The following is a 25225-nucleotide window of genomic DNA, read 5'->3' on the forward strand; positions in this document are numbered from 1 at the left end:
CGGAGAGCTGTCCGCGGATGGGCGCGGATTGAAAGGCGATTCGTGGAAGCAGGCACGCAGGTTCGTGTCCCTGCCCTGATCCGCGTCCATCCGCGGCACACTTCATTCGTCAGGCCGCGACACCGCGGCCGTCCGTCATGCGGCGTCGGTACGTTTCGCGCCCACCTGCAGGCCCGCCTTCAGGCTGGCCTCGACGAACTCGTCAAGGTCACCGTCGAGCACGTTCTGCGTGTCGCTGCGCTCGATACCGGTGCGCAGGTCCTTGATCCGCGACTGGTCGAGCACGTAGTTGCGGATCTGGCTGCCCCAGCCCACGTCGGACTTGGTCGCCTCCACCGCGTCCTTCTCGGCATTGCGCTTCTGCAGCTCCAGCTCGTACAGGCGCGCGGCCAGCATCTTCATCGCGCGGTCGCGGTTGGCATGCTGGCTGCGTTCGGTCTGGCACGCCACCACCGTGCCGGTCGGCACGTGGGTGATGCGGACCGCGGACTCGGTCTTGTTGACGTGCTGGCCACCGGCACCAGAGGACCGGTAGACGTCGGTCTTGAGGTCCGCCGGGTTGATCTCGATGTCGATGTCGTCGTCGATTTCCGGCGCCACGAACACCGAGGTGAAGCTGGTATGGCGGCGGTTGTCCGAGTCGAACGGCGACTTGCGCACCAGCCGATGCACGCCGGTCTCGGTCTTGAACCAGCCATAGGCGAAATCGCCCTCGACCCGGAACGTCGCCGACTTGATGCCCGCCACTTCGCCGCCGGACACCTCCAGCAGCTCGGTCTTCCAGCCGCGGTCCTCCGCCCAGCGCAGGTACATGCGCAGCAGGATCTCGGCCCAGTCCTGAGCTTCGGTGCCACCAGCGCCGGCCTGGATGTCGACGAATGCGCTGGCGTTGTCCATCTCGCCGGAGAACATGCGCTGGAACTCCAGCTTGTCCACGTCGACGGCGTAGCGTTCGACGTCCGCCATCACCGCCTGCGCGGTGTCCTCGTCGTTCTCCGAATCGGCGAGCTCCAGCAGTTCGCTGGCGCCCTCGAGGCCTTCCAGCAGGTTGCGGATGCCGTTGACCGTCTTGTCGAGCAGGGAGCGCTCGCGGCCGAGCGCCTGCGCACGGCCCGGGTCGTCCCAGATCCGCGGATCCTCGAGTTCGCGCTCTACTTCTTCGAGCCGTTCACGCCTGGCATCGTAGTCAAAGAAACCCCCTCAGCGCTTCCAGCCGACCCTGGAGGTCGGCGATGCGCTGGCGGACGGGATTGAGTTCCATCATGTGAGGCAGTCGCCCTTGGAGACAAGCGCGACATTCTATCGAACAAGCGCTGGTGCCGGGGGCACCGCCGGCCGCCACGCGCGGGGCATGGCGGCCGTTGCGCTCAGCGTCGCTGGATGGCGATGCGGTAGCGGCCTTCCGAGCGGCCCACCGCCGAACTCGCTTCGAGGACGTAGTCGCCGGCCTGCAGGGTTTCCTCGATGCGCGCGTTGAGTTCGCCGCCGCTGTCGTCGTCCTGTGCCACCCGCTGGCCATCGCGCAGCAGGCGCAGGTAACTGTCGACGCCTTCTGCCGACTGCATCTCGATGCGATAGCTGCCGTTGCGCGGGATGCGCACGGTATAGCGATCGGTGGCGCCGGCCATCAGCCGCGCATCGCGTGGTTGCCCGACGACGAGCGTGCCGCCGCCGATGTCCGCCGGAACGCCGGCAAGCGTGGCCGACAGGGTGAACAGCCCGGCACCGTCGTTGTACGAGGATGCACGCACGCTGTAGTCACCGGGCTCGAGGACCGAGATGATGCGCGCGTCCAGGCCGCCACCGGAATCGTCGTCCTGCAGCAGCACGTCGGCGCCTTCCAGCGCGAGCATCGAATCGAGCTCGCTGCTGCGCATCGTGATCGTCGCCAGTTGCCGCGACGGCACCTGCAGGCGGTAGGCCACCTGCGCACCCTCGTGCAATGCGGTGATGTCGGCGCCCGGCTGCAGCACGCCATCCGCGGCCATGGTGACGCCGGCCGGAAGCTCGCGCTCGCTGACCGCCAGCCGGTACTGGCCCCGGATCGAACCACCGTAGCCATCCGCGATGACGGTATAGCGGCCCGGGGCCAGGCGCGCGGTCACAAGCGAATTGCTGCCTTCCGCGTCGTCGTTGCCGAGCGACACGCCGTTGCCTTCGAGCTTCAACAGGGTGTCGAACTCGTCGGAATCCATGCGTACGGCGTACACCGCCTCGCGCTCGATCACCAGCGGAATGCGCCGGGCACTGTCGGCCCAGTCGGTGATGGCGGCACCGGCGCGGATCTCGCTGCCGTCATACAGCGCAAGCGGCGATACCCGCAGCGTGTACGGGCCGTAGGACGATGCGTCGCGGCCGCTGACCGCCAGCAGGTAACGCCCCGATTCCGGCGCGCGCACCGACATGCTGGTGGCATCGCGCTCGGTGGACGAGGTCTGCACCAGGTGGTTGTCGGAGAACAGCGTCAGCTGCCCCCGCAACGGTCCGTCGACTGCGAATTCGACGCCCTGCCCGGGCGCGAGGCTGATCGAGTACAGCTTGCTGCGGGTGCCATCGCGCCAGTTGAGGGCATCCGCGGTGGTGATCTCGCCGCGCACCTGCTGGCCGACCGCCAGCGGCGCCGGCGCCGGATCGGCGGCCACCGCCGCGCCTGCAACGCCTGAAAGCGAAATCCCGACCGCGAGCGCCAAACCGTTCCTGATCATGCTGAGTCCTTCTGCCTGTGGAAGCCGGCACCGATCGATGCCGACATGAACAGGCGAAGTATGCGCCTTCACATCGCCAACGCCAGAGGATCGACACACGGCTCAGGCCGGTTCGAGATGCTCCACCACCAGCTGCACGGCGCCGTTGCCGCGGTAGTCGTCCGGTGCAAGCCGATAGGCCAGGTGCACCCGCGACGCCTGCGGGCGGGCATCCCAGCCGCCGAAGTGGATGGCATCGACCGGCTCGCGACGGTCCGGTATCCGCAGGCGCAAACGCAGATGGCGTTGGCCGACGCAGCGCGCATCCAGCAGTTCGAAGCTGCCGTCGAACAGCGGCTCCGGAAACGCCTGCCCCCACGGCCCGCCATCGCGCAGCGCTTCCGCATGCGCGTGGTCGAATTCGTGCGGAGCAAGCTCGCCATCACTGTCGATCACGGCGTGCAGCAGCGCGGCGTCGAGCGTGCGAGCGGCATGGGCGCGGAAGGCGCGCTCGAAATCGGCGAGCGCATCTACATCGAGGCTGAGCCCGGCGGCCATGGCATGGCCGCCGAAGCGGCCGATCAGGCCGGGATGGGCGGCATCGACGGCGGCCAGCGCATCGCGGATGTGGAAACCCGGGATCGAGCGGGCCGAACCGCGCAACTGGCGGCTGCCCGGCTCGGCAGGCGCGAACGCCACCACCGGCCGGTGCAGGCGCTCCTTGAGCTTCGAGGCCACCAGCCCGACCACGCCGGGATGCCACTCGGGATCGAACAGGCAGACCGCGGGATCGTCCGCGGTGGCCATTGCGTCCAGTGCGCGACCGGCGAGTGCGGCCTCGGCCTCGTCCACCATGGTCTGCTGCACGCCGCGGCGCTCGGCATTGATGCGGTCCAGCAGCTGGGCGAGTTCGAGCGCCCGGGCCGGATCGTCGGTCAGCAGGCATTCGATGCCGATCGACATGTCCTCGAGCCGGCCGGCTGCATTGAGCCGCGGGCCGATCGCGTAACCGATATCGGCCGCCGTGAGGCGGGACACATCGCGTCCAGCCACGCGCGCCAGTGCCTGCAGCCCGGAGCAGCCCTGCCCCGCACGCAGGCGCTGCAGCCCGGCCGCGACCAGGGCCCGGTTGTTGGCATCCAGCGCGACCAGGTCGGCGACGGTGCCGACCGCGACCAGGTCCAGCAGCACGCGCAGGTCCGGGCCGGCCCCATCGAATGCGCCGCGCGCGCGCAGCACACCGCGCAACGCCAGCAGCACGTAGAAGATCACACCCACGCCGGCCAGCGTCTTCGACGGGAACACGTCGCCGGGAAGGTTCGGATCGACGATGACGTCGGCCGCGGGCAGCGTCGGCCCCGGCAGGTGATGGTCGGTCACCAGCACCCGCCACCCACGCGCCTTGGCCGCGGCGATGCCGGCATGACAGGCAATGCCGTGATCGACGGTGACCAGCAGCTCCGGCCCGAGCGCCGCCAGCTCGTCGACCAGGCCAGGCGACAGCCCGTAGCCGTGGACGATCCGGTTGGGCACCGCGTGCAGCACCTCGCGCGCGCCCAGCATGCGCAGCCCACGCACCGCCACTGCACAGGCCGTCGCACCGTCGCAATCGAAATCGCCGACCACCACGATCCGCCGTCCCGCGGCGATCGCGTCGGCAAGCAATCGCGCAGCCTCGGCGATGCCGGTCAGCGTGTCGGGCGCATGCAGGTCGGCCAGGCGTGGACGCGCGGCGGTGAAGTCGGACACCCCGCGGGCCGCATACACCCGGCGCAGCAGCGGCAGCACGTGGTCGGGCCAGGCGCCGCTCGCCCCGGCAGGGCGGCGACGGATCCTGCGCAATGGAGTCATGACAGCGACGTGCGCGGCCGGCGCCAGACGCGCCACCGCTGTGACCGGCGCAGCGTCAGCTGCCGACCATCGGCCAGGTCGAGCACGAGCGACGACAACGCACCGGCCTGCAGCGCCTCCAGTGCCGGCGACAGCCACTCCCCGGCAAGCTGACGCAGATCGCGTCCGCTGCGCAGGTCGACGAGCGTGTCGGCGCCCGGTACCGCAAACGCGGCGGGCACGGCGGCATGCGCGCCCGCCGCCGCGGCCATGGCCGCAAGCGCGTCATCGCGGGTGAGCACATGCGCCGCCGGCATGCGGACCTGGTCGGGCAGCACGCCGGCACCCCAGAACCACAGCGAGTTCACCGGCGGAAGCCCGCGTGCGGCGCGCTGCGCATTGCGCGGATGGTTGTGCAGCACGATCTGCGCCTCGTTGAGCAGCGTGCGCCAGCGACGCGCGTCGGGCCCTTCGGCCAGATGCTCGAACAGGTCGGTGCCGAGCGCCTCGTCGGGCGAGGTGAACGAAGGCAGCGGCGTTCCAGGTGGCAAGCGCAGGTACCAGCGCCCGGCCACGGGTGCATCGATCGGCATGCCCGAGTCGCCGAACAGCGGCTTCAGCGGACGCAGCAGGTCCGCCGCCTCGTCGGCATCGAGCTGCAATGCATCGCCATAGCCGAACAGGCGCGCGCCATTGATGTCGGGGCGGATCCACGCCGGGTCGGCACGCAACCAGGCGGCTCCGGCAGCGTCGCCGGCATCGCGCTGGCGGGTGACCGCGGCCACCGGCCAGCCGCGCGGCAGCACCTCGACGTGACGCTGCAGTTGCGGCCCCTCGCCCGCTTCGCCGGCGATTCCCGCATCGGCGCGACCGAACGCGGCCGCGACCGGGGCCGGCAGCCGCTGCGCACCGAAATCGGCGCCTGCAGGCAGCAGCAGGACCAGACGCGGACTGGCGGCCATCAGGTGCGCGCCGGTGCGTGGAGCATGCGCACGGACCGCGCCTCAGCCGTAGCTGACGGAGACGATCTCGTACGCGTGCGTGCCGCCCGGGGCCTCGATGGTGACCTCGTCGCCTTCGAGCTTGCCGATCAGCGCACGCGCCACCGGCGACGAGATGGCGATCAGCCCCTGCTTGATGTCGGCCTCGAGGTCGCCAACGATCTGGTAGCGGGTGACCTCGCCATTGTCGAGGTCCTCGAGTTCGACATGCGCGCCGAACACGATCTTCGAGCCCGCGTTGAGCGTGGCGACGTCGATGACCTGCGCATGCGACAGCTCGCCTTCGAGCTGCTTGATGCGGCCTTCGATGAAGCCCTGCTGCTCGCGTGCGGCGTGGTACTCGGCGTTTTCCTTCAGGTCGCCGTGCGCACGGGCCTCGGCGATCGCATTGATCACCGCGGGACGCTGCACCGACTTCAGCTGCTCGAGTTCGGCGCGCAGGCGCTGGGCGCCCTGGACGGTGAGGGGGGCTCTCATGGCGTTTTCAGTTCCTCGTGCAGTTCCTGCAGCGACCACACCGGGCCGCTGCCGCGATAATCCAGAGAATGCAGCAGCGCCCGGGCGCCGGCAATCGTCGTCGAATAGGTCACCCGCTGCTGCAGGGCCTCGCGGCGGATCGAGAACGAGTCGGCGATCGCCTGCTTGCCCTCGGTGGTGTTGACGATGTACGCGAGCTCGCCGTTCTTGATCAGGTCGACCACGTGCGGCCGGCCCTCGACCACCTTGTTGATGCGCTCGCACGCGATGCCGTTGTCGTCGAGCCACTTCGCCGTGCCCTGGGTGGCGACGATGCTGTAGCCGCGACGCACCAGCTCCTGTGCTACCGGCAGCACGCGCACCTTGTCCGGATCACGCACCGAGACGAACACCTTGCCGGTGGCCGGCGGCGCCTTGATGCTGGCTGCTTCCTGCGCACGCGCGAAGGCGGCACCGAAGCTGCGGCCCACGCCCATCACCTCGCCGGTGGAACGCATTTCCGGGCCGAGGATCGGATCCACGCCCTGGAACTTGGCGAACGGGAAGATCGCCTCCTTCACCGAGTAGTAGTCCGGCACGATCTCGGTGGTGACGCCCTGCTCCGCCAGCGTGCGCCCGGCCATGCAGCGCGCGGCGATCTTCGCCAGCGGCAGGCCGATCGCCTTGGACACGAACGGCACCGTGCGCGAGGCACGCGGGTTCACTTCCAGCAGGAAGATGGTGTCCACGCCATCGCCGTCGGTCTGCACCGCGAACTGGGTGTTCATCAGGCCGACCACCTTCAGCTTGCGGGCCAGCGCAACCACCTGCTCGCGCAGGCGCGCCTGGGTGTCGGCCGACAGCGAATACGGCGGCAGCGAGCAGGACGAGTCGCCCGAATGCACGCCGGCTTCCTCGATGTGCTCCATCACGCCGCCGATCAGCACCTCGCCATCGGCATCGGCAATGACGTCGATGTCCACTTCCACCGCGTTGTCGAGGAAGCGGTCGAGCAGCACCGGCGAATCGTTGGAGACCTTGACCGCCTCGCGCATGTAGCGCTCGAGGTCAGCATCGGCGTGCACCACTTCCATCGCGCGGCCGCCGAGCACGTAGCTCGGGCGCACCACCAGCGGATAGCCGATCTCCTTGGCCAGCACCAGCGCTTCCTCAGCGCTGCGCGCGGTCCGGTTCGGCGGCTGCTTCAGGCCCAGCTCGTCGACCAGCTGCTGGAAGCGCTCGCGGTCCTCGGCGAGGTCGATCGACTCCGGCGAGGTGCCGATGATCGGCACGCCGTTGGCCTCCAGCGCACGCGCGAGCTTGAGCGGGGTCTGCCCGCCGTACTGCACGATCACGCCCTTCGGCTTCTCGACCTCGACGATCTCCAGCACGTCCTCGAGCGTCAGTGGCTCGAAATACAGGCGGTCGGAGGTGTCGTAATCGGTCGATACGGTCTCCGGGTTGCAGTTGACCATGATGGTCTCGAACCCGTCCTCGCGCAGCGCCAGCGATGCATGCACGCAGCAGTAGTCGAACTCGATGCCCTGGCCGATGCGGTTGGGACCGCCGCCGAGCACCATGATCTTGTCGCGCGAGGTCGGCTCGGCCTCGCATTCGTCCTCGTAGGTCGAGTACAGGTAGGCGGTGCCAGTGGCGAACTCCGCCGCGCAGGAATCGACGCGCTTGTACACCGGACGGATGCCGAACGCGCGGCGCAGTGCACGCACCGCCTGCTCGTCGCTCCCGGTCAGCTGTGCAAGCCGCGCATCGGAGAAGCCCATGCGCTTGAGTTCGCGCATGCGGGCTGCGTCCAGCGCCTGCAGGCCATCCGCGGCCACCGCCTTCTCGGCGGCGATGATGTCCTCGATCTGGTCGAGGAACCACGGATCCACAAACGACAGCGCATGCACGTCCTCGACGCTCATGCCGGCACGGAACGCATCGCCCAGGTGGAACATGCGTTCCGGGCCCGGCTCCTTGAGCTCGCGACGCAGCGCGACCATGCCGTCCTCGGTGGTGAGGTCCAGGCCGGTCGGGTCGAGTCCGACCTTGCCGGTCTCCAGTCCGCGCAGGGCCTTCTGCAGCGATTCCTGGAAGGTGCGGCCCATCGCCATCACCTCGCCGACCGACTTCATCTGCGTGGTCAGGCGCGAATCGGCCTGCGGGAACTTCTCGAACGCGAAGCGCGGGATCTTGGTGACCACGTAGTCGATCGACGGCTCGAACGACGCCGGGGTCCGGCCACCGGTGATCTCGTTCTTCAGTTCGTCGAGCGTGTAGCCCACCGCCAGCTTCGCCGCGACCTTGGCGATCGGGAAGCCGGTGGCCTTGGATGCCAGCGCCGACGAGCGCGACACCCGCGGGTTCATCTCGATCACCACCACGCGGCCGGTCTGCGCGTTGATGCCGAACTGCACGTTGGAACCGCCGGTATCCACGCCGATCTTGCGCAGCACCGCGATCGAGGCATTGCGCAGCCGCTGGTACTCGCGGTCGGTCAGGGTCTGCGCCGGGGCGACGGTGATCGAGTCACCGGTGTGCACGCCCATCGGATCGAGGTTCTCGATCGAGCAGACGATGATGCAGTTGTCCGCGGTGTCGCGGACCACTTCCATCTCGAATTCCTTCCAGCCCAGCACCGACTCTTCCACCAGCACTTCGCTGGTCGGCGACAGTTCGAGCCCGCGCTTGACGATGTCCTCGAACTCCTCGCGGTTGTAGGCGATGCCGCCACCGCTGCCACCGAGGGTGAAGCTCGGACGGATGATCGTCGGATAACCCACCGTCGCCTGGATCTCGACGGCTTCCTCGAACGTCCTGGCGACCGCGGCCTTCGGGCACTCCAGGCCGATCTCGCCCATCGCCACGCGGAACAGTTCGCGGTCCTCGGCCATCATGATGGCCTCGCGCTTCGCGCCGATCAGTTCGACGCCATACTTCTCGAGCACGCCGTTGTCGGCGAGGTCGAGCGCGCAGTTGAGCGCGGTCTGGCCACCCATCGTCGGCAGCAGCGCGTCGGGCTTCTCCTTGGCGATGATCTTCTCGACCGTCTGCCAGTTGATCGGCTCGATGTAGACCGCGTCCGCCGTATCGGGGTCGGTCATGATCGTGGCGGGGTTCGAGTTCACCAGCACCACGCGGAAGCCTTCCTCGCGCAGGGCCTTGCACGCCTGCGCGCCGGAATAGTCGAACTCGCAGGCCTGGCCGATGACGATCGGGCCCGCGCCGATGATGAGGATGGTCTGGATATCGGTGCGCTTTGGCATGTCAGCGGCTCTCCATCAGCGCGACGAAACGATCGAACAACGGGGCCACGTCGTGCGGGCCGGGGGCGGCCTCGGGGTGGCCCTGGAACGAGAAGGCGGGGGCGTCGGTCAGCTCGATGCCCTGGTTGGTGCCGTCGAACAGCGAGCGGTGGGTGACGCGTACGTTGGCGGGCAGCGTCGCTTCGTCGACCGCGAAGCCGTGGTTCTGCGAGGTGATCATCACCCGCCCGGTATCGAGGTCCTGCACCGGGTGGTTGGCGCCGTGGTGGCCATTGGCCATCTTCACCGTGCTGCCGCCGGCGGCAAGCGCCAGCAGCTGGTGGCCGAGGCAGATGCCGAACAGCGGCACGCGCCGGGCGACGAACTCGCGGATCGCATTGATCGCGTAGTCGCACGGCGCCGGGTCACCCGGGCCGTTCGACATGAACACACCATCGGGCTGCATCGCCAGCACCTCGGCGGCAGGCGTCTGCGCCGGCACCACGGTGACGTCGCAACCCGCCTCGGCCAGCAGGCGCAGGATGTTGCGCTTCACGCCGAAGTCGTAAGCGACGACCTTGAACCTGGCCTTCGGGGTGGTGAACACGTTGCGGTCGAGATCCAGCTGGCCCTCGTTCCACGCGTACGCCTCGGCGACGCTGACCTCCTTTGCGAGGTCCATGCCCTTGAGGCCGGGGAACTTGCGCGCGGCCTCGATCGCACGCTCGACGTCGGCTTGTTCGATAGAAGCCGCACCTGCCATCAGCGCACCGTTCTGCGCACCGCGCTCGCGCAGGATGCGGGTGAGCCTGCGGGTGTCGATGCCCGCGATGGCGACCACGCCACGCGCGGCCAGCCATTCCGGCAGCGGCGTCCGGCTGCGCCAGCTCGAGGGGCGGCGCGGCACGTCGCGCACGATCAACCCGGCGGACCACACCTGGTTCGCCTCGTCGTCATCGCCGGTGGCGCCGGTATTGCCGATATGCGGATACGTCAGGGTGACGATCTGGCGTGCGTACGAGGGATCGGTCACCACTTCCTGGTAGCCGGTCATGGCGGTGTTGAACACCACCTCGCCAACGGACAGGCCAGCAGCGCCTACGGAAATACCCTCGAAGACGGTGCCGTCTTCAAGTACGAGGATTGCGGGTTGGGTCACGGCAGTCGCCCAGAGTGGAGGAGATCCTGCACCGCCAGGCCCGCTTCCAGTCACGGAGAGCGTTCGCTGTCGACGGGCCGCAAAAATCCGCGGACGTGGCGCATGGCCAGTCCGGGGCGGTGGGGTTCAGGCGAGCGGGAATTTTACCGGCCGGGGTGGCAAAAGGAAACGGCCAACCGCTGCACCTCGGAGCGGATTGGCGTTGCTGCGCGCTGGTACAAGGATTCCGGCTGCGGCGCGTTCAGCCCGCGGCCAGCAGATCGCGCATGCCGTAGCGTCCCGGTGCGCGATCGGCCATGCGCAGGGCGGCCGTCAACGCCCCCTGCGCGAACACGTCGCGGCTGGTGGCGCGGTGCACCAGTTCGATCCGTTCACCGATGCCGGCGAACTGCACGGTGTGCTCGCCGATGATGTCGCCCGCACGCACGCTCGCATAGCGCGGCGTCGCACCGCCCTGCTCCGCCGCCGCGCCCAGCGCGAGCGCCGTGCCCGACGGGGCATCGCGCTTGTGGATGTGGTGGAGCTCGACGATGTCGCAGTCCCACTCGGCGAGGTCGCGCGCGGCACGCTCGACCAGCAGGTTGAGCACGGTCACGCCAAGACTGAAGTTGGCCGCCCACAGCACGGGGATCCGCTGGGCCGCGGCGTCCAGTGCGGCAAGTTGCGAATCCGACAGGCCCGTGGTCCCCGACACGAACGCGGCGCCGCGCGACACGCAGTGCGCCAGCACACCGTCGAAGCCTTCCGGGAGGCTGAAGTCGATCGCCACGTCGAATGCCGGCACGCCGGCAAGCTCGCGCGATGCAAAGCGCGGCACGCCGTCCTGCACCCGCTGCTCCACCCGCCGCGACACCGCAGCGACGACCTGCAGGTCGTCATGTCCGGCGGCAAGGCGCAACAGCGCCTGCCCCATGCGGCCGTTGGCGCCGTGGATCAACACGCGGACAGGAGGCTTCGACATCGGGCTCGGTACGCGCTGGAGGGCCACATAGGCTGCGCCAGCGTCACGTGGACGGCAACCCTCATAGCTCCGTGGACACGAGATCCACTGCGCCGCAAAGCGGAACGCCGCGAATGATCGCGGCGTCCGGGAGGTCATGTTGTCGCGCTACGGACTCAGGGCGACGTCATCCGGTCCCAGAAACTGCGCACGCCATCGACGAAGGTGCTCGACTTCGGGGAGTGCCGACGTGCGCCGTCGCCGCTGAAGGTCGCTTCGAACTGCTCGAGCAGCGTGCGCTGTTCGGCGGTGAGGTTCACCGGCGTCTCGATGACCACCTTGCAGTAGAGATCGCCGGGATGGCGGCTGCGCACCGACTTGACGCCCTGGTCGCGCAGGCGGAACACCTTGCCGGTCTGGGTTTCGGCCGGAATGCGGATCTCCGCCTCGCCATCGAGGGTCGGCACGCGCACCACGTCGCCCAGCGCGGCCTGCGAGATACGGATCGGCACTTCGCAGTGCAGGTCGTCGCCATCGCGCTGGAAGATCTCGTGGGGCCGGACCCGGACCTCGACATAGAGATCGCCGGGCGGCGAACCCGCCGGTCCCGCCTCACCCTCGCCGGACAGGCGGATGCGGTCGCCGTTGTCCACGCCGGCGGGAATCTTCACCGACAGGACCTTTTCCTCCTCCACCCGTCCCGCGCCATGGCAGGTCCGGCACGGATTGACGATGCTCTGGCCACGGCCGCCGCAGTGCGGGCAGCCCTGCTGCATGGTGAAGATGCCGCGCTGCATGCGCACCTGGCCACGACCATTGCAGGTCGAGCAGGTCTCGATCCTGCCGTCCTCGGAGCCACTGCCGTTGCAGCCGTCGCAGCCGGCCAGGGTCGGCACCTCGATGCGCTTCTCGACGCCATTGACCGCTTCGCGCAGGTCCAGCTCGAGCACGTAGCCGATGTCGGCGCCACGGCGCGGGCCACCACGGCCACCGCCACCACCACCGAAGATGTTGCCGAAGATGTCGCCGAAGATGTCGCCCATGTCCGGGCCACCGAAGCCACCAGGACCGGCATTGCCGCCGCCCATCCCGTGCTCGAACGCGGCATGCCCGTACTGGTCGTACATGCGGCGCTTGCCGCCGTCGGACAGGACCTCGTAGGCCTCCTTGCACTCCTTGAATGCCGCCTCGGCGGCGGCATCACCCGGATTGCGGTCCGGGTGGTGCTTCATGGCGCTGCGACGGTAGGCCTTCTTGAGCTCGTCTTCGCTTGCGGTGCGGGCCACGCCCAGGACTTCGTAGTAATCGCGTTTGGTCATGGGGTCGTGATTCGTGATTGGTGATCCGAGGGTACGAAAGCGAGGCAGCGGCGATCCGCTGGAAAGAGCGGAACCTTGCGGCGCCGCTCCTTCCAATCACGAATCACCCATCACGGCTTCCCGTCGTCCTTGACCTCGGTGAACTCGGCGTCCACCACGTCGTCGTTCGACGGCGCGCCGCCACCGGCCTGCGGGCCGGCATCGCCACCCTGCTGGGCCGCGGCGACCGCGGCGAACAGCGCCTGCGCGGTCTCTTCCAGCGCCTTGGTCTTCGCCTCGATCTGGCCCTTGTCGTCGCCCTTCATCGCGGTCTCGACCTCGGCGATCGCCGCCTCGACGCGGCCGATCACGTCACCCGGCACCTTGTCGCCGTTGTCCTTGATCGCGCTGCGGGTGCCGTGCACCAACGCATCGGCCTGGTTGCGCGCGCCGACCAGCTCGTGGAACTTCTTGTCGTCCTCGCGATGCGCCTCGGCATCGGCGACCATCCGCTGGATCTCGTCGTCCGACAGGCCCGAGCCGGCCTTGATCTCGACCTTCTGCTCCTTGCCGGTCTTCTTGTCCTTGGCGGTGACGTGGACGATGCCGTTGGCGTCGATGTCGAACGACACCTCCACCTGCGGCATGCCGCGCGGCGCGGCATCGATGCCGGTGAGGTCGAACTTGGCCAGCGATTTGTTGTAGCGGGCCTGTTCGCGCTCACCCTGCAGCACGTGCACGGTCACGGCCGACTGGTTGTCCTCGGCGGTGGAGAAGGTCTGCGAGGCCTTGGTCGGGATGGTGGTGTTCTTCTCGATGATCTTGGTGAACACGCCGCCCAGGGTCTCGATGCCCAGGCTCAGCGGGGTCACGTCGAGCAGCAGCACGTCCTTGACGTCACCGGCGAGCACGCCGCCCTGGATCGCGGCGCCGAGCGCGACCGCCTCGTCGGGGTTGACGTCCTTGCGCGGCTCCTTGCCGAAGAACTCGGCCACCGCCTGCTGCACCTTCGGCATGCGGGTCTGGCCGCCGACGAGGATGACCTCGTTGACATCGGATGCGCGCAGGCCGGCATCGTTGAGCGCGGTGCGGCAGGGGTCGATCGACTTGCGCACCAGGTCCTCGACCAGCGCCTCGAGCTTGGCGCGGGTCAGCTTGATGTTGAGGTGCTTCGGGCCGGACGCATCGGCGGTGACGTACGGCAGGTTCACCTCGGTCTGCTGCGCGGTCGACAGCTCGATCTTGGCGCGCTCGGCGGCGTCCTTCAGGCGCTGCAGGGCCAGCGGATCCTTGCGCAGGTCGATGCCCTGGTCCTTCTGGAATTCCTCGACGAGGTAGTCGATGACGCGCTTGTCGAAGTCCTCGCCACCGAGGAAGGTGTCGCCGTTGGTGGCCAGCACTTCGAACTGCTTCTCGCCGTCGACTTCGGCGATCTCGATGATCGACACGTCGAAGGTGCCGCCGCCGAGGTCGTACACGGCGATCTTGCGGTCACCGCCGTCCTTGTCGAGGCCATAAGCGAGTGCCGCAGCGGTCGGCTCGTTGATGATGCGCTTGACGTCGAGGCCGGCGATGCGGCCGGCGTCCTTGGTCGCCTGGCGCTGCGAGTCGTTGAAGTACGCCGGCACCGTGATCACGGCCTCGGTGACCTTCTCGCCCAGGTAGTCCTCGGCGGTCTTCTTCATCTTCTCGAGGATGCGCGCGGAGATCTCCTGCGCCGACAGCTTGTTGCCGTCGTTGGTGGCCACCCAGGCATCGCCGTTGTCGTGCTGGACGATCTTGTACGGCACCAGGCCGATGTCCTTCTGCACTTCCGCGTCGGTGAACTTGCGCCCGATCAGGCGCTTGACCGCGAAGAAGGTGTTGTGCGGATTGGTGACGGCCTGGCGCTTGGCGGACGCGCCGACCAGCACCTCGCCGTCCTTGGTGTAGGCCACGATCGAAGGCGTGGTGCGATCACCCTCGCTGTTCTCGATGACCTTGGCCTTGCCGCCGTCCATGATCGCCACGCACGAGTTGGTCGTGCCGAGGTCGATGCCGATGATCTTTGCCATGAGTGGTTCCCTCTGGATCCGTAATCGTTGTGTCTGGGGCGGCGCGAAGCCGCCGATGCGTGATATCTGGGGGCGGCTGTTGGCCGTTCAAGCGGTCGCCGCGACGCGACGGCGCCGGCGTCAGTCCTTGGCCACCACCACCAGGGCCGGGCGCAGCAGGCGCTCGTTGAGCACATAGCCCTTCTGGAACACCTGGGCGACGTGGCCCGGGGGCACTTCGCCGGCATCGGTCTGGCTGATCGCCTGGTGGCGCTCGGGATCGAACGGCTGTGCGGCCGGATCCACCACCTGCAAGCCGTTGTCGCCGGCCACCTTGAGCAGCTGGCGCATCGTCAGTTCCAGCCCTTCGCGCAGCGGACCGCCTTCGGCGCCGGCCGCGGACAGGCCGGCATCCAGGCTGTCGAATACCGGCAGCAGGTCGCCCAGCAGGCGTTCGTTGGCGAAACGGCGGGCCGCATCGACCTCGCGCGCCATGCGCTTGCGCTGGTTCTCGAGGTCGGCGCGCTCGATCAGGGACTGCGCGCGCAGCTGTTCGAGTTCGGCCTGCAGCAGCTGCACCTGCTCTTCGAGCAGGGCCTGTGGCGATGCGGACTCATCCGCATGCATCGTGTGGTCGGGAGTGTCGGGGTGGCTCTCGTGGGTCATTTCCATGTCCGTGGCGGTCGACTGGCCGCCGCTGGCCGGAGCAATGGGGTTGCCTGGCGCGGTTTCAAGGCTCGACCACCCCGTGCCAGCCCTTCATGCGCGTTCCGCGAAGTGGCCTACGGCGTGTTTCCGCCCCGTTCCAGCGCGGCGCCGAGCGCTTCGGCGGTGGCCTGCACCACCGGCACGATGCGGTCGTAGGCCATCCGGGTCGGGCCGATGACCCCGAGCACCCCGAGCACGCGACCGTCGGCTGCGTAGGGCGCGGTCACCAGCGACACGCCTTCCAGTGGCGCAAGCCCGGTCTCCTCGCCGATGAAGACCCGCACGCCGGGCGCGCGCACCGTGCGCTCGAGCAGCTGCAGGATTTCGCGCTTGCGCGAGAAGGTGTCGAACAGCTCGCGCAGGCGGTCGAGGTCGGACAGGTCCTGCACGCCGATCAGCCGCGCCTGCCCCGCCATCAGCATGTCGTCGCCCTCCTCGGGCGCCAGCGCCTGTTCGGCCAGCTCCACGGTGCGCGCCATCAGGCTTTCCATCTGGCTGCGGGTCACCTGCATCTCGCGCAGCAGGGTGGCGCGGATGTCGGCCACCGCGCGGCCGGCGAAGTTGACGTTGAGGTAATTCGCCACCTGCTCCAGTTCCGATGCGTCGTAGGGACGGCGCACCTGGATCAGGCGGTTCTGCACCTCGTTGTCGGCGAACACCAGGATGGCCATCACCCGCTGGCTGTCGACGGCGACGAAGTCGATGTAGCGGAAGGCGAACTGCTCGCGCCGCGGCACGCTGACCACGCCCATGAAGCGGGTCATCGCCGACACCAGCTCGGAGGCGCTGCCCAGCAGCGATTGCGTGCCACCGCCGGCCGGCAGCTGCTCGCGCAGGCGCGTGACCTCGTGCTCGGGCAGCGGCCGCAGCTGCAGCAGCGAGTCGACGAACACCCGGTACCCCTGCGCGGTGGGCACCCGCCCGGCCGAGGTGTGCGGTGCGGTCAGCAGGCCGCTGTCCTCGAGGTCGGACAGGATGTTGCGGATCGTCGCCGGGCTCACGTCCAGCCCGGCGTGCCGCGCCAGCGTCTGCGAGCCGACCGGCTCGCCGTTCTCGATATGGCGCGCGATCAGCGTGCGCAGCAGCTGGCGCGCGCGTGGGTCGAGTTCCGAGGGGGATGTGTGCTTGCGACGCATGCTCCCGGTATACGGCCGGCCCTGCGCGCGCGCAAGCGCGTCTCACGCGGTGCGCCGGTGATCATCGAGATTGTTGGCCCCAACCCTCCTGCCCTGCACAATCCGCGCATGCTGACCCATCTTGCCATCCGCAATTTCGCCGTCGCCACTGCCAGCGAGCTGGAATTCGGCGCCGGGCTGACCGTGATCTCCGGGGAAACCGGTGCGGGCAAATCCCTGCTCGTCGATGCACTGGGCTTCCTGTCCGGCCTGCGCGCCGACAGCGGCATGGTGCGCCACGGCGCCGACCGCGCCGAACTTACTGCCAGCTTCGATCTCGCCGACGCCCCGGGTGCGCGCGCGTGGCTCGTCGCCGAGGAATTCGACGATGGCGACGCCTGCCAGCTGCGGCGCACGCTGCGTGCGGATGGCGGCTCGCGGGCGTGGATCAATGGTCGCCCGGCCACGCTGGGCCAGCTGGCCGCGCTTGCCGGCCATCTGGTCGAGATCCACGGCCAGCACGAGCACCAGGCGCTGCTGTCGCGTGGCGCGCAGCTTGCGCTGCTCGATGCATACGGTCGCCACGCCGGTGCGCTGCAGGCGGTGGCCGATGCCGCGCGTGCGTGGTCGGCACTGCTCGACGAACGCGACCGGCTGGCGGGCCTGGGCGATCCCGGCGAGCGGCAGGACTGGCTGGCACATCAGCTGCGGGAACTCGAGCGCGAGCCGCTGGATGCCGCATCGCTCGCCGAACTCGATGCCGCGCACCGCCGCCAGGCCAATGCCGCCGGCCTGATCACTGCTTGTGAAACCGTGCTGGCCGGGCTGGGCGAGGACGACGCCGTCACCGGCCGCGTGCAGCGGCTGCGTGGTGAACTTGCGCGCCTGCATCGCGACGAGCCCCGCCTGGCGGAGGTCGACGGAATGCTCGAGGCCGCCGCGATCCAGCTCGACGAGGCACAACTGCTGCTGCAGCGCGTGCGCGACGATCTCGACATCGATCCCGAGCGCTACGCCGAACTCGAACGCGGCCTTGCCCGCATCCACGACCTCGCGCGCAAGCACCGGGTGGCGCCGGACGCACTCGAAGCCTTGCGCGACCGCATCGCCACCGAACTCGAGGAACTGGCGGATGCCGGGATCCGGCTGGAGCGCCTGGATGGCGAGATCGACGCCGCCCACGCGGCCTGGACCTCGGCGGCGGCGGACCTGACCCGCGCCCGCCAATCGGCCGCGACGCGACTGTCCGCCGACACCACCACGCTGATCGACGAGCTGGGCATGGGCGGCGGCCGCTTTGAGATCGCGCTCGAACCGCAACTCGGCGGGCGCCCCGACGCGCTCGGCGCCGAGCGCGTGGAGTTCCTGGTGGCGGCCAACGCGGGCCAGCCGCCGCGCGCACTGCGCAAGGTCGCATCCGGCGGCGAGCTGTCGCGGATCTCGCTGGCGATCGAGGTCGCGGCGTTGGGCCTGGATGCCGTGCCGACGATGGTCTTCGACGAGGTGGACTCCGGCATCGGCGGCGCCGTGGCGGCGATCGTCGGCCGTAAGCTGCGCGCGCTGGGCGCATCGCGGCAGGTGCTGTGCGTCACCCACCTGCCCCAGGTGGCCGCGCAGGGCCACGCGCACTACCGGGTCAGCAAGCGCACCCGCGGCGAGGAGACCGAAAGCGAGGTCAACCGGCTCGACCAGCGCCAGCGGCAGGAAGAACTTGCCCGGATGCTGGGTGGCGTGGAGGTCAGCCGCGAGGCGATGGCCGCCGCGCGCCGGCTGCTGGCGGACGTGGCCTGAGGGCGCTCGGGGCCAGACCGGCTCAACCCTTCTCCCGCTTGCGGGAGAAGGTGGCGCGTAGCGCCGGATGAGGCGCGTTTTTCGCGGCACGAGCCCTCACCCCCAACTCCGCTCCCGCAGGCGGCAGAGGATCAGGATGTCGATTGACCCGCCTTCTCCCTTCTCCCTTCTCCTGCTTGCGGGAGAAGGTGGCGCGCAGCGCCGGATGAGGGCGTCTGGCGCTCCCAGCTTCGTTCGCCGGAGCGCTAGCCCTCACCCCATCCCTCTCCCGCAGGCGGGAGAGGGGCGATGGTGCCGGGCGGGAGTCGTGTCGATGTGCTGCGCGCGGAACCGGGGAAACGACGGCTCCCGATCGTCGGTTTTTATAGGCGCTTCTTGCGTACGTACAGCACCAGCGAATGCTCGTCGAGCACATAGCCGTGCTCGTCGGCGATGCGGTTGAGCAGGGCCACGATTTCCGGGCTTTCGAACTCGGTGATCAGCCCGCTGCTCATGTCGACCATGTGGTAGTGGTGGTCGCCGCGATCGAGTTCATAGAGCGCATGGCCGCCCTCGAAGTTGTGCTTGATCACCAGGCCCGCGGCCTCGAACTGGGTCAGCACGCGGTACACGGTGGCCAGGCCGATCTCGTCGCCCTGGTCGAGCAGCTGGCGGTAGATGCCTTCCGCGGTCATGTGCTGGTGCGGCGTCTTCTGCTCGAGCAGCTGCAGGATCCGCATTCGCGGGTGCGTGACCTTTAGACCGGCCTTGCGAAGGTCGAAGGATTCCATGTCGTCTCCTGTCGGCCGCATCGAACAGGGCAAAGCGGTCCGGAACGGTTGCTGCAATCGACCGGAGTGTATCATCGGCATGTTCCCGACCACCCGATGGCCCCATGCGCAGACTTCTCGCTCCCCTCCTCGTCGCCGGCATCCTGTCGGGCTGCGGCATCGTCTACAAGCAGCCGATCTACCAGGGCAGCCTGGTCGAACCCGAAGCGGTCGGGCAGCTGCAGGCCGGCATGAGCAAGCAGCAGGTCGTCGGCCTGCTGGGCACGCCTTCGATCGCCGACCCGTTCCACCACCAGCGTTGGGACTACACGGCCACGCAGCGCAACAACCGCCGCGGCCATACCGAGATCAAGAACCTGACGCTGTGGTTCGACAGCGACCGGCTGACGCGCTGGGACGGCGAGTATTTCCCCGAGCAGAACGAAGAGCTCGCGGCGGAAATGCGCAAGTTCGGCAACCTGCCACGCGAACGCCGCCGCTGATCCGCATCCGCAGGTGAAACATGATGACCGGCCACGCGCCGGTCATTTTTTTTGCAGGCGCTCGCTGGCGCGACGTCGGCGCGCGTCCTTGGGATCGGCCACCAGCGGCCGCAGCAGTTCGATGCGGTCGCCGTCATTGAGCAACGCCCCGGTGTCGACGCGTTCGCCGAACACCGCCTGTCCGTCGATGCCCTCAAGGGGCAGTCCGCTGGAAGCGATCGCATCGGCGACGCGCGCGCCGGCCGGCAACCGCAGTTCGACTTCCTCGAAGCGACGTGGCCAGGCCAGCACCACCCGCACCCGGATGGTGCCCGCGCTCATGCCTCGCGGTCGGCGATGCGGACGAAATCGTCGACCATGCGGTCGGCCAGCCCCTGGAAGCCGATGGTCAGCGCCGGCAGCAGCAGGCGGCTGCGTGGTTCGAAGTCCAGGGTCAGCGTGACCCGGCTGGCGGATTCGTCGATCGCATGGAATTCCCAGCGCCCGTCCAGGCGGCGGAAAGGCCCGTCACGCAACCGCATGTCGATGCGGTGCGGGGCATGCAGGGTGTTTTCGGTGGTGAACCACGTGCGCAGCGCGCCGAAACCGAGATCGAGCCGGGCGAGCTGGCGCACATCGGTGGATTCCATGACCTCGGCCCGCTCGCACCAGGCAAAACGGCGGGGATAGGCGTCGACGTCGCGGACCAGTTCGAACATCCGGCTGACGGAGTGCTCGACCAGGGCGCTGCGTTGGATCTTGGGCATGGAACCTCTTCGTCACGGGTGTGTCCACGCCTGCCGGATTCGGGGACAATGCCCGGATGGGCAAGCAGACGGACAAGGATAAGACAATCGGCGCGACCATCGCGCTGAACAAGCGCGCGCGCCACGAGTACCACCTCGAACAACGCGTCGAGGCCGGGCTTGCGCTGCAGGGCTGGGAGCTGAAGGCCATCCGCGCCGGCCGCGCCAACATCGCCGAAAGCTACGCCATCGTGCGCAACGGCGAGATCTTCCTGTTCGGCGCGCAGATCACCCCGCTGATCTCGGCGTCCACCCACGTGGTCGCCGATGCCAGGCGCACTCGCAAGCTGCTGATGCATCGCCGCGAGATCGACCAGTTCATCGGCAAGGTCGAGCGCGATGGCTACACGATCGTGCCGACGTCGCTCTACTGGAAGCGCAACAAGGTCAAGATCGAACTCGCCCTCGCGAAGGGCAAGCAGAAGCATGACAAGCGCGACACCGAACGCGAGCGCGACTGGAACCGCGAGAAGCAGCGCGTGCTGCGCCGGCACAACAAGGACGCCTGACGGCCGCGCCCGCGCAGGCGGCCCGCATCACCGCGCGGCCCGCAGGCATCACCCGCAGTCGTCGCCGGGCTGCTCGTCCGGCAGGGTGAACCAGAAACACGCGCCCTCGCCTTCGCGACCCTCGGCCCAGACTTCGCCGCAGTGGCGTTCCACGATCCGCTTGACCGACGCCAGGCCGATTCCGTGGCCGGGGAATTCATGCTGGGCGTGCAGGCGCTGGAACGGCCTGAACAGCTTGGACGCGTAGTCCTGCGAGAATCCCGCGCCGTTGTCGCGGACGAAGAACGCCTCCACGCCATCGGGTCGTCGTGCGTGCCCGATCAGGATTTGCGCGTCGTCGCGACCGGCGGTGAACTTCCAGGCATTGCCGACCAGGTTCTGCAGCAGGTTGGCCACCAGGGTCGGGTCGCCCTGCGCGGCGAGGCCATCGTCGATCTCCACGACCACCTCGCGCTCCGGCTCCGCCAGGCGCAGGTCGGCCACCACCTGGCCCGCCATCCCGGAGAGGTCGAGGTCGCGTCGGCGTACCTGCGCGCGCGAAAGTCGTGCCATCTGCAGCAGGGCGTCGATCAGTGCGTCCATGCGCGCCGTCGCTGCGCGGATCCGCCCCAGGTAATCACGGCCGGTGTCGTCGATCACCGATGCGTAGCGGTCGTTGAGCAGGCGCGAAAAGCCGTCGATGGTGCGCAGCGGTGCCCGCAGGTCGTGGGACACGCTGTAGGAGAATGCCTCGAGCTCGAGGTTCGCGCGCTCCAGCTCCTGGGTGCGTGCCGCGACCCGCGCCTCCAGCGTGCGGTTCAATGCGCGCACCCGCTCCTCGGCGCGGTACCAGTCGGTGACGTCGTCGATCTGCACCAGCCGCACGACCTCATCCCCGGCCTCGCCGGGCACCGGAGCGGTGAACAGGCGCACGCGGCGCCGGCTGCCGTCGCTGCGACGCAGGATCCGGCTCGCGCGATAGACGCCATCGCGCGCGTGCGCGCCTGCCTCCTCGCTGTCGACCTCGTCGGCATCGCGGCCATCGACGAAGAACCCACCCATGTCGGCACCGATCAGCTGTTCCAGCGGCAGCCCGACGATGGCGGCAAGCGCGAGGTTCGCATCGACCACGCGGTCGTCCTCGTCGAGCAGGGCCTTGCCGACCGGCGAATGCACCATCGCACTGCGGAACCGGGATTCACTGCGCCGGTACGACTCGCTCATCCGTGCGGCGAGCTGCTGGGCGTGCACGCCGGTGCGCGCGAGCGACCACGTCACCGCCGCCAGCAACAGTGCCGCGAGCAGGCCGACGATCACCGTGGTCCGCGCAGGCGACGCGGCACTGGTGGCCTCCAGGGCAATGAAGTCGATCCGCCAGGTGCGACCGTAGAACGACTGGTTCACGCTGTGGCGGTCGCGCCCGGCCGCGGCGTCGGCACGTGCGTAGTCCTGGTCGACATACAGTTCTGCCGCTTCGCCACCGGTGACATCGGTGATCCGCATCGACATCGTGCGCGGCAGGGTCGCCAGCGACTGCGGCACGAAGTCCTGCATGCGCAATGGCGCATAGGTCCAGCCGCGCAACGCCGCCCCGCGCGCCTCCACGGAAGCCGGAAGCACGCCGCCGCGGTACACCGGGGTATAGAGGATCGCGCCCTGCGGGGTATCGTCGAACCTGCGCTGCAGGACCAGCTTGCCGGTCAGGCGTGACTCGCCGCTGTCGCGCGCGGCTTCCATCGCCCCCCGGCGTACCGGCTCCGACAGCATGTCGTAGCCATCGATGCCGTCGTGCTCGGGCCGCCGCGGCTCGACGTAGACCACCGGACCGTAGGCCTCGCGCACGCCCCTGGGGTGCAACTCGAACAGGCCTTCGCCATCGGACCGGCGCTCGAGCTGGAATTCACGCAGGCGGTCGCCGGGAATATAGGCGCCGTAGCCCAGCGCATTCGGCCCGGCACGCCGGCCGATCTGCAGCCCGTCCACGTAGCTGCGCCACTGCTGCGCCGTCGGCCGCTCGACCGACGCGAACAATGAGGCGCCGCCGCGGGTACTGAGCTCATAGGCCAGCAGGCGTTGCGACATCAGGTCGAGGACCTGGGTGGTTTCCTCGGCCATTCGCGCCTTGCGCAGGTCGCGGTCACGCGCGTGCTCGGAGCGCGCGTACATCAGCACCAGCAGCAGCGAGGCCAGCAGCACCACCAGCGCGGCGGCGACGGCCAGTCGCGGATCTTCGCGCAGCCGGCGGGGCCCCGTCGCTGTGCTGTCTGTTTCCCCGATCAACGCCTTCTTCCCCTCGATGAACGCTCCCCCGCCCCCTGCCCTGCGCGCCTTGCGTCCGCACCGGCCGCCCCTATACTGGCGCATGTCGGCGACAAACGACATTCCCGGGGGTGCACTGGCTTCGACGGGGGTCGCGAAATTGCCTGGCGCATGCCGAGGGGGTAGCTTTCCTCGTTAATCCAGCTGCAAAACTCTAGTTGCCAACGACGACAACTACGCTCTCGCCGCTTAAGGCGTAAGCCCCGAACCCACTTGTTCCCATGCTCGTGGATGTAGGGTCATTATCATGGGAATCCAGCCGCGGCGGCCGCCTGTCTGCCGTGGTTGAACTCACAGGCTGGTCCCGGGATGCGCTTCGCACACCGTGCTGTTCCGGGATGAGATCCAACGGTGGGCTAAGCATGTAGTGCCGGGGATGGAGTGCCTTCGGACGGGGGTTCAATTCCCCCCACCTCCACCATCTTCAAGCAGGACCCCGATCGGAAACGGTCGGGGTCTTCTGCTTTCAGGGCCACAGACGAGGCATGGTGTCGTGGGCGCTTCGGTGGCGGATGCTAGAATCGCGCTTCCCTTGGGGAGTAGCCTGCTTCCGCTCCAGGAAGCGCCGGTATCAACACGCTCGGCCGTCGATGGCCGTGGTGCCGGCAGCCAGTCCTGGTTGGCGAGACCAGCGGTACACGGGCGCGACCGGTCGGCGCAGGCCGTGACCGCGTTCGCGCGCGCCCGACCCCTCTCTCGCATGCATCCTGTTTCCCTGCTTCTCATCGGTCTGGCGATGTCCACCGACGCCTTCGCGGCCGCGGTCGGCAAGGGCGCCGCCATGGGCACCCCGCGTTTTCGCGACGCCCTGCGCGTCGGCCTGATCTTCGGCCTCATCGAGTCGGTCACGCCGGTGATCGGCTGGTGGCTCGGTCGCAGCGCGCTGCCCTGGGTCGAGGCATTCGACCACTGGATCGCGTTCGCGCTGCTGGTCCTGCTGGGCGGCCATATGATCCATTCGGGCCTCAGGCCGTCGCCCGCGGACGACAACGAGGGCCGACACCACGGTTTCTGGACGCTTGCCGCCACCGGCTTCGCCACCAGCATCGATGCGCTGGCGGTGGGCGTCGGCCTGGCACTGCTCGACGTCAACATCGCCGTCATGGCCGCGGTCATCGGGCTGTGCACGCTGGTGATGGTCACGACCGGCGTCATGCTCGGCCGGGTGCTGGGCGCCATGGCCGGGCGGCGTGCCGCCATTCTGGGCGGAGTGATCCTGATCGTGATCGGCATGACGATCGTCTACGAGCACGCCGTCGTCCGCGCCGCTTGACCGCATATAAAGAAAGGGCCGCAATCGCGGCCCTTTCTTCGAAGCAATGATCGATCCCGTTACTGCTGGATCGGCACCAGGGTGATTTCAACGCGGCGGTTCTGCGCGCGGCCGGCGTCGGTGCTGTTGTCGGCGATCGGACGGGTCATGCCCGCACCGACGGTGATGATGCGCTGCTGATTCACGCCCTGCCCGCTCAGGTACTGGGCGACGGCCTGCGCACGACGCTCCGACAGCTGCTGGTTGTAGGCCGCGGCGCCGACGTTGTCGGTGTGGCCGGCCACCTCGATCACCGTCTGCTCGTACTGGCGCAGCGTGTTGGCCACGTTGTTGAGCACCGGATAGAACTGCGACTGGATGTTGGACTGGTCGAAACCGAAGGTCACGTTGCCAGGCATGTTGAGGGTGATGTTGTCGCCCTGGCGGACCACGTCAACACCGGTACCGGCCATCTGCCGGCGCAGTTCGGCTTCCTGGCGGTCCTGGTAGGCGCCCACAGCACCGCCCGTCAAGGCGCCGGCACCGGCACCGATCAGCGCGTGCTGGCGGCGCTCGGTGGCGCTGTCACCGCTGAGCAGACCGGCAACCGCACCGATGCCGGCACCGATCAGCGCGTTGTTGCGGGTGCGGTTGGGATCGTTCGGGTCGCTGCTCTGACCGGTGTAGGTGGCACAACCGGTCAGCATCAGCGCGCCGGCGAGCGCGGCGGTCAGGCCGGTGGTCACGGAATTGCGCATGGGTGTTCTCCCTGGGTTCTGCGCCGGAGGCTTCCGGCGTGTGGGTAGGCGGGTCGCATCCTAGCCACGACCTGGTCGGGATCGGGTGATGGGCTGAATGCGCGGATACAA

General features: G+C 68.7%; 21 protein-coding genes and 1 other RNA gene. 5 read left to right on the forward strand and 17 right to left on the reverse strand.

Annotated features, from left to right (window positions below):
* Positions 1-135: 135 nt before the first annotated feature.
* The 12 genes from prfB to hrcA form a co-directional block, all read right to left on the reverse strand.
* Positions 136-1264 (reverse strand): peptide chain release factor 2 gene (gene prfB / locus E5843_RS07540; RefSeq protein WP_134673416.1). Its coding sequence is split into 2 segments (ribosomal slippage): positions 136-1188 and positions 1190-1264, totalling 1128 coding nucleotides; the frame shifts between segments, so codons are not numbered across the junction.
* A gap of 103 nt (positions 1265-1367) precedes the next feature.
* Positions 1368-2705, reverse strand: coding sequence for a hypothetical protein (locus tag E5843_RS07545; protein ID WP_141065859.1), 1338 nt, complete (start codon positions 2703-2705; stop codon positions 1368-1370).
* 102 nt (positions 2706-2807) lie between these two features.
* On the reverse strand, positions 2808-4535 hold the full coding sequence (gene recJ / locus E5843_RS07550) for a single-stranded-DNA-specific exonuclease RecJ (RefSeq protein ID WP_136412295.1): 1728 nt from the start codon (positions 4533-4535) through the stop codon (positions 2808-2810).
* Positions 4532-5476, reverse strand: a complete 945-nt coding sequence (locus E5843_RS07555) for a phosphoglycerate mutase (protein WP_141065860.1) — start codon at positions 5474-5476, stop codon at positions 4532-4534. The genes recJ and E5843_RS07555 overlap by 4 nt, the downstream gene beginning before the upstream one ends.
* Positions 5477-5518: 42 nt before the next feature.
* Positions 5519-5992, reverse strand: a complete 474-nt coding sequence (gene greA / locus E5843_RS07560; RefSeq protein WP_136412296.1) for a transcription elongation factor GreA — start codon at positions 5990-5992, stop codon at positions 5519-5521.
* Positions 5989-9237 (reverse strand): carbamoyl-phosphate synthase large subunit, encoded by a 3249-nt coding sequence (gene carB / locus E5843_RS07565; protein WP_136412297.1) that lies wholly within the window; start codon positions 9235-9237, stop codon positions 5989-5991. Before carB ends, greA begins: the two co-directional genes overlap by 4 nt.
* Position 9238: 1 nt before the next feature.
* Positions 9239-10375 carry a glutamine-hydrolyzing carbamoyl-phosphate synthase small subunit gene (gene carA / locus E5843_RS07570; RefSeq protein ID WP_136412298.1) on the reverse strand — a complete coding sequence of 379 codons (1137 nt, stop codon included), beginning with the start codon at positions 10373-10375 and terminating at the stop codon, positions 9239-9241.
* Between the two features lie 241 nt (positions 10376-10616).
* Complete coding sequence (dapB, locus tag E5843_RS07575; RefSeq protein WP_141065861.1) at positions 10617-11336, reverse strand: 4-hydroxy-tetrahydrodipicolinate reductase; 720 nt, start codon at positions 11334-11336, stop codon at positions 10617-10619.
* Between the two features lie 155 nt (positions 11337-11491).
* Complete coding sequence (gene dnaJ, locus E5843_RS07580) at positions 11492-12634, reverse strand: molecular chaperone DnaJ (RefSeq protein WP_141065862.1); 1143 nt, start codon at positions 12632-12634, stop codon at positions 11492-11494.
* A 110-nt stretch (positions 12635-12744) separates the two neighbouring features.
* On the reverse strand, positions 12745-14667 hold the full coding sequence (dnaK, locus tag E5843_RS07585) for a molecular chaperone DnaK (protein WP_136412299.1): 1923 nt from the start codon (positions 14665-14667) through the stop codon (positions 12745-12747).
* 120 nt (positions 14668-14787) lie between these two features.
* A complete protein-coding gene (grpE, locus tag E5843_RS07590; RefSeq protein ID WP_136412300.1) occupies positions 14788-15312 on the reverse strand; it encodes a nucleotide exchange factor GrpE in 525 nt (174 codons plus the stop codon).
* 116 nt (positions 15313-15428) lie between these two features.
* On the reverse strand, positions 15429-16490 hold the full coding sequence (hrcA, locus tag E5843_RS07595; protein WP_134673426.1) for a heat-inducible transcriptional repressor HrcA: 1062 nt from the start codon (positions 16488-16490) through the stop codon (positions 15429-15431).
* A gap of 108 nt (positions 16491-16598) precedes the next feature.
* Between hrcA and recN the strand changes: the two genes are divergently transcribed.
* Positions 16599-18260, forward strand: coding sequence for a DNA repair protein RecN (recN, locus tag E5843_RS07600; protein ID WP_136412301.1), 1662 nt, complete (start codon positions 16599-16601; stop codon positions 18258-18260).
* A gap of 362 nt (positions 18261-18622) precedes the next feature.
* On the opposite strand, the gene E5843_RS07605 is transcribed toward recN, so the two are convergent.
* Positions 18623-19030, reverse strand: coding sequence for a Fur family transcriptional regulator (locus E5843_RS07605; protein WP_129135942.1), 408 nt, complete (start codon positions 19028-19030; stop codon positions 18623-18625).
* Positions 19031-19134: 104 nt separating this feature from the next.
* Here E5843_RS07605 and E5843_RS07610 point away from each other — a divergent pair, with 104 nt between their 5' ends.
* Positions 19135-19512 carry an outer membrane protein assembly factor BamE gene (locus tag E5843_RS07610; RefSeq protein WP_136412302.1) on the forward strand — a complete coding sequence of 126 codons (378 nt, stop codon included), beginning with the start codon at positions 19135-19137 and terminating at the stop codon, positions 19510-19512.
* A 42-nt stretch (positions 19513-19554) separates the two neighbouring features.
* Here the strand turns inward: E5843_RS07610 and E5843_RS07615 are convergent, their stop codons facing one another.
* Both E5843_RS07615 and E5843_RS07620 read right to left on the reverse strand, forming a co-directional pair.
* Positions 19555-19833, reverse strand: coding sequence for an RnfH family protein (locus E5843_RS07615; RefSeq protein ID WP_136412303.1), 279 nt, complete (start codon positions 19831-19833; stop codon positions 19555-19557).
* Positions 19830-20258: a type II toxin-antitoxin system RatA family toxin gene (locus E5843_RS07620; RefSeq protein WP_134673430.1), complete on the reverse strand. Its 429-nt coding sequence runs from the start codon at positions 20256-20258 to the stop codon at positions 19830-19832. The genes E5843_RS07615 and E5843_RS07620 overlap by 4 nt, the downstream gene beginning before the upstream one ends.
* A gap of 56 nt (positions 20259-20314) precedes the next feature.
* Between E5843_RS07620 and smpB the strand changes: the two genes are divergently transcribed.
* A complete protein-coding gene (gene smpB / locus E5843_RS07625) occupies positions 20315-20806 on the forward strand; it encodes an SsrA-binding protein SmpB (RefSeq protein WP_134673431.1) in 492 nt (163 codons plus the stop codon).
* A gap of 48 nt (positions 20807-20854) precedes the next feature.
* On the opposite strand, the gene E5843_RS07630 is transcribed toward smpB, so the two are convergent.
* A complete protein-coding gene (locus E5843_RS07630; RefSeq protein WP_166815942.1) occupies positions 20855-23065 on the reverse strand; it encodes a CHASE domain-containing protein in 2211 nt (736 codons plus the stop codon).
* A gap of 106 nt (positions 23066-23171) precedes the next feature.
* Here E5843_RS07630 and ssrA point away from each other — a divergent pair.
* Together ssrA and E5843_RS07640 are read left to right on the forward strand one after the other, a co-directional pair.
* Positions 23172-23525, forward strand: a transfer-messenger RNA (tmRNA) gene (gene ssrA / locus E5843_RS07635).
* Between the two features lie 279 nt (positions 23526-23804).
* Entirely contained in the window at positions 23805-24377 is a 573-nt protein-coding gene (locus E5843_RS07640; protein WP_136413067.1) for a manganese efflux pump MntP, read from the forward strand.
* A gap of 59 nt (positions 24378-24436) precedes the next feature.
* Here the strand turns inward: E5843_RS07640 and E5843_RS07645 are convergent, their stop codons facing one another.
* Complete coding sequence (locus E5843_RS07645) at positions 24437-25114, reverse strand: YiaD family glycine zipper/OmpA-like lipoprotein (protein ID WP_134673433.1); 678 nt, start codon at positions 25112-25114, stop codon at positions 24437-24439.
* Positions 25115-25225: the final 111 nt, after the last annotated feature.

It is taken from the genome of Luteimonas yindakuii, from assembly GCF_004803715.2.
Classification (GTDB): Bacteria; Pseudomonadota; Gammaproteobacteria; order Xanthomonadales; family Xanthomonadaceae; genus Luteimonas; species Luteimonas yindakuii.

What these genes read in the sequence shown, in the direction of transcription:
- E5843_RS07545 (WP_141065859.1), bottom strand. Translation starts at nt 2,705, where the DNA reads ATGATCAGGAACGGTTTGGCGCTCGCGGTCGGGATTTCGCTTTCAGGC.
- recJ (WP_136412295.1), bottom strand. Translation starts at nt 4,535, where the DNA reads ATGACTCCATTGCGCAGGATCCGTCGCCGCCCTGCCGGGGCGAGCGGC.
- E5843_RS07555 (WP_141065860.1), bottom strand. Translation starts at nt 5,476, where the DNA reads ATGGCCGCCAGTCCGCGTCTGGTCCTGCTGCTGCCTGCAGGCGCCGAT.
- greA (WP_136412296.1), bottom strand. Translation starts at nt 5,992, where the DNA reads ATGAGAGCCCCCCTCACCGTCCAGGGCGCCCAGCGCCTGCGCGCCGAA.
- carB (WP_136412297.1), bottom strand. Translation starts at nt 9,237, where the DNA reads ATGCCAAAGCGCACCGATATCCAGACCATCCTCATCATCGGCGCGGGC.
- dapB (WP_141065861.1), bottom strand. Translation starts at nt 11,336, where the DNA reads ATGTCGAAGCCTCCTGTCCGCGTGTTGATCCACGGCGCCAACGGCCGC.
- dnaJ (WP_141065862.1), bottom strand. Translation starts at nt 12,634, where the DNA reads ATGACCAAACGCGATTACTACGAAGTCCTGGGCGTGGCCCGCACCGCA.
- dnaK (WP_136412299.1), bottom strand. Translation starts at nt 14,667, where the DNA reads ATGGCAAAGATCATCGGCATCGACCTCGGCACGACCAACTCGTGCGTG.
- grpE (WP_136412300.1), bottom strand. Translation starts at nt 15,312, where the DNA reads ATGACCCACGAGAGCCACCCCGACACTCCCGACCACACGATGCATGCG.
- hrcA (WP_134673426.1), bottom strand. Translation starts at nt 16,490, where the DNA reads ATGCGTCGCAAGCACACATCCCCCTCGGAACTCGACCCACGCGCGCGC.
- recN (WP_136412301.1), top strand. Translation starts at nt 16,599, where the DNA reads ATGCTGACCCATCTTGCCATCCGCAATTTCGCCGTCGCCACTGCCAGC.
- E5843_RS07605 (WP_129135942.1), bottom strand. Translation starts at nt 19,030, where the DNA reads ATGGAATCCTTCGACCTTCGCAAGGCCGGTCTAAAGGTCACGCACCCG.
- E5843_RS07610 (WP_136412302.1), top strand. Translation starts at nt 19,135, where the DNA reads ATGCGCAGACTTCTCGCTCCCCTCCTCGTCGCCGGCATCCTGTCGGGC.
- E5843_RS07615 (WP_136412303.1), bottom strand. Translation starts at nt 19,833, where the DNA reads ATGAGCGCGGGCACCATCCGGGTGCGGGTGGTGCTGGCCTGGCCACGT.
- E5843_RS07620 (WP_134673430.1), bottom strand. Translation starts at nt 20,258, where the DNA reads ATGCCCAAGATCCAACGCAGCGCCCTGGTCGAGCACTCCGTCAGCCGG.
- smpB (WP_134673431.1), top strand. Translation starts at nt 20,315, where the DNA reads ATGGGCAAGCAGACGGACAAGGATAAGACAATCGGCGCGACCATCGCG.
- E5843_RS07640 (WP_136413067.1), top strand. Translation starts at nt 23,805, where the DNA reads ATGCATCCTGTTTCCCTGCTTCTCATCGGTCTGGCGATGTCCACCGAC.
- E5843_RS07645 (WP_134673433.1), bottom strand. Translation starts at nt 25,114, where the DNA reads ATGCGCAATTCCGTGACCACCGGCCTGACCGCCGCGCTCGCCGGCGCG.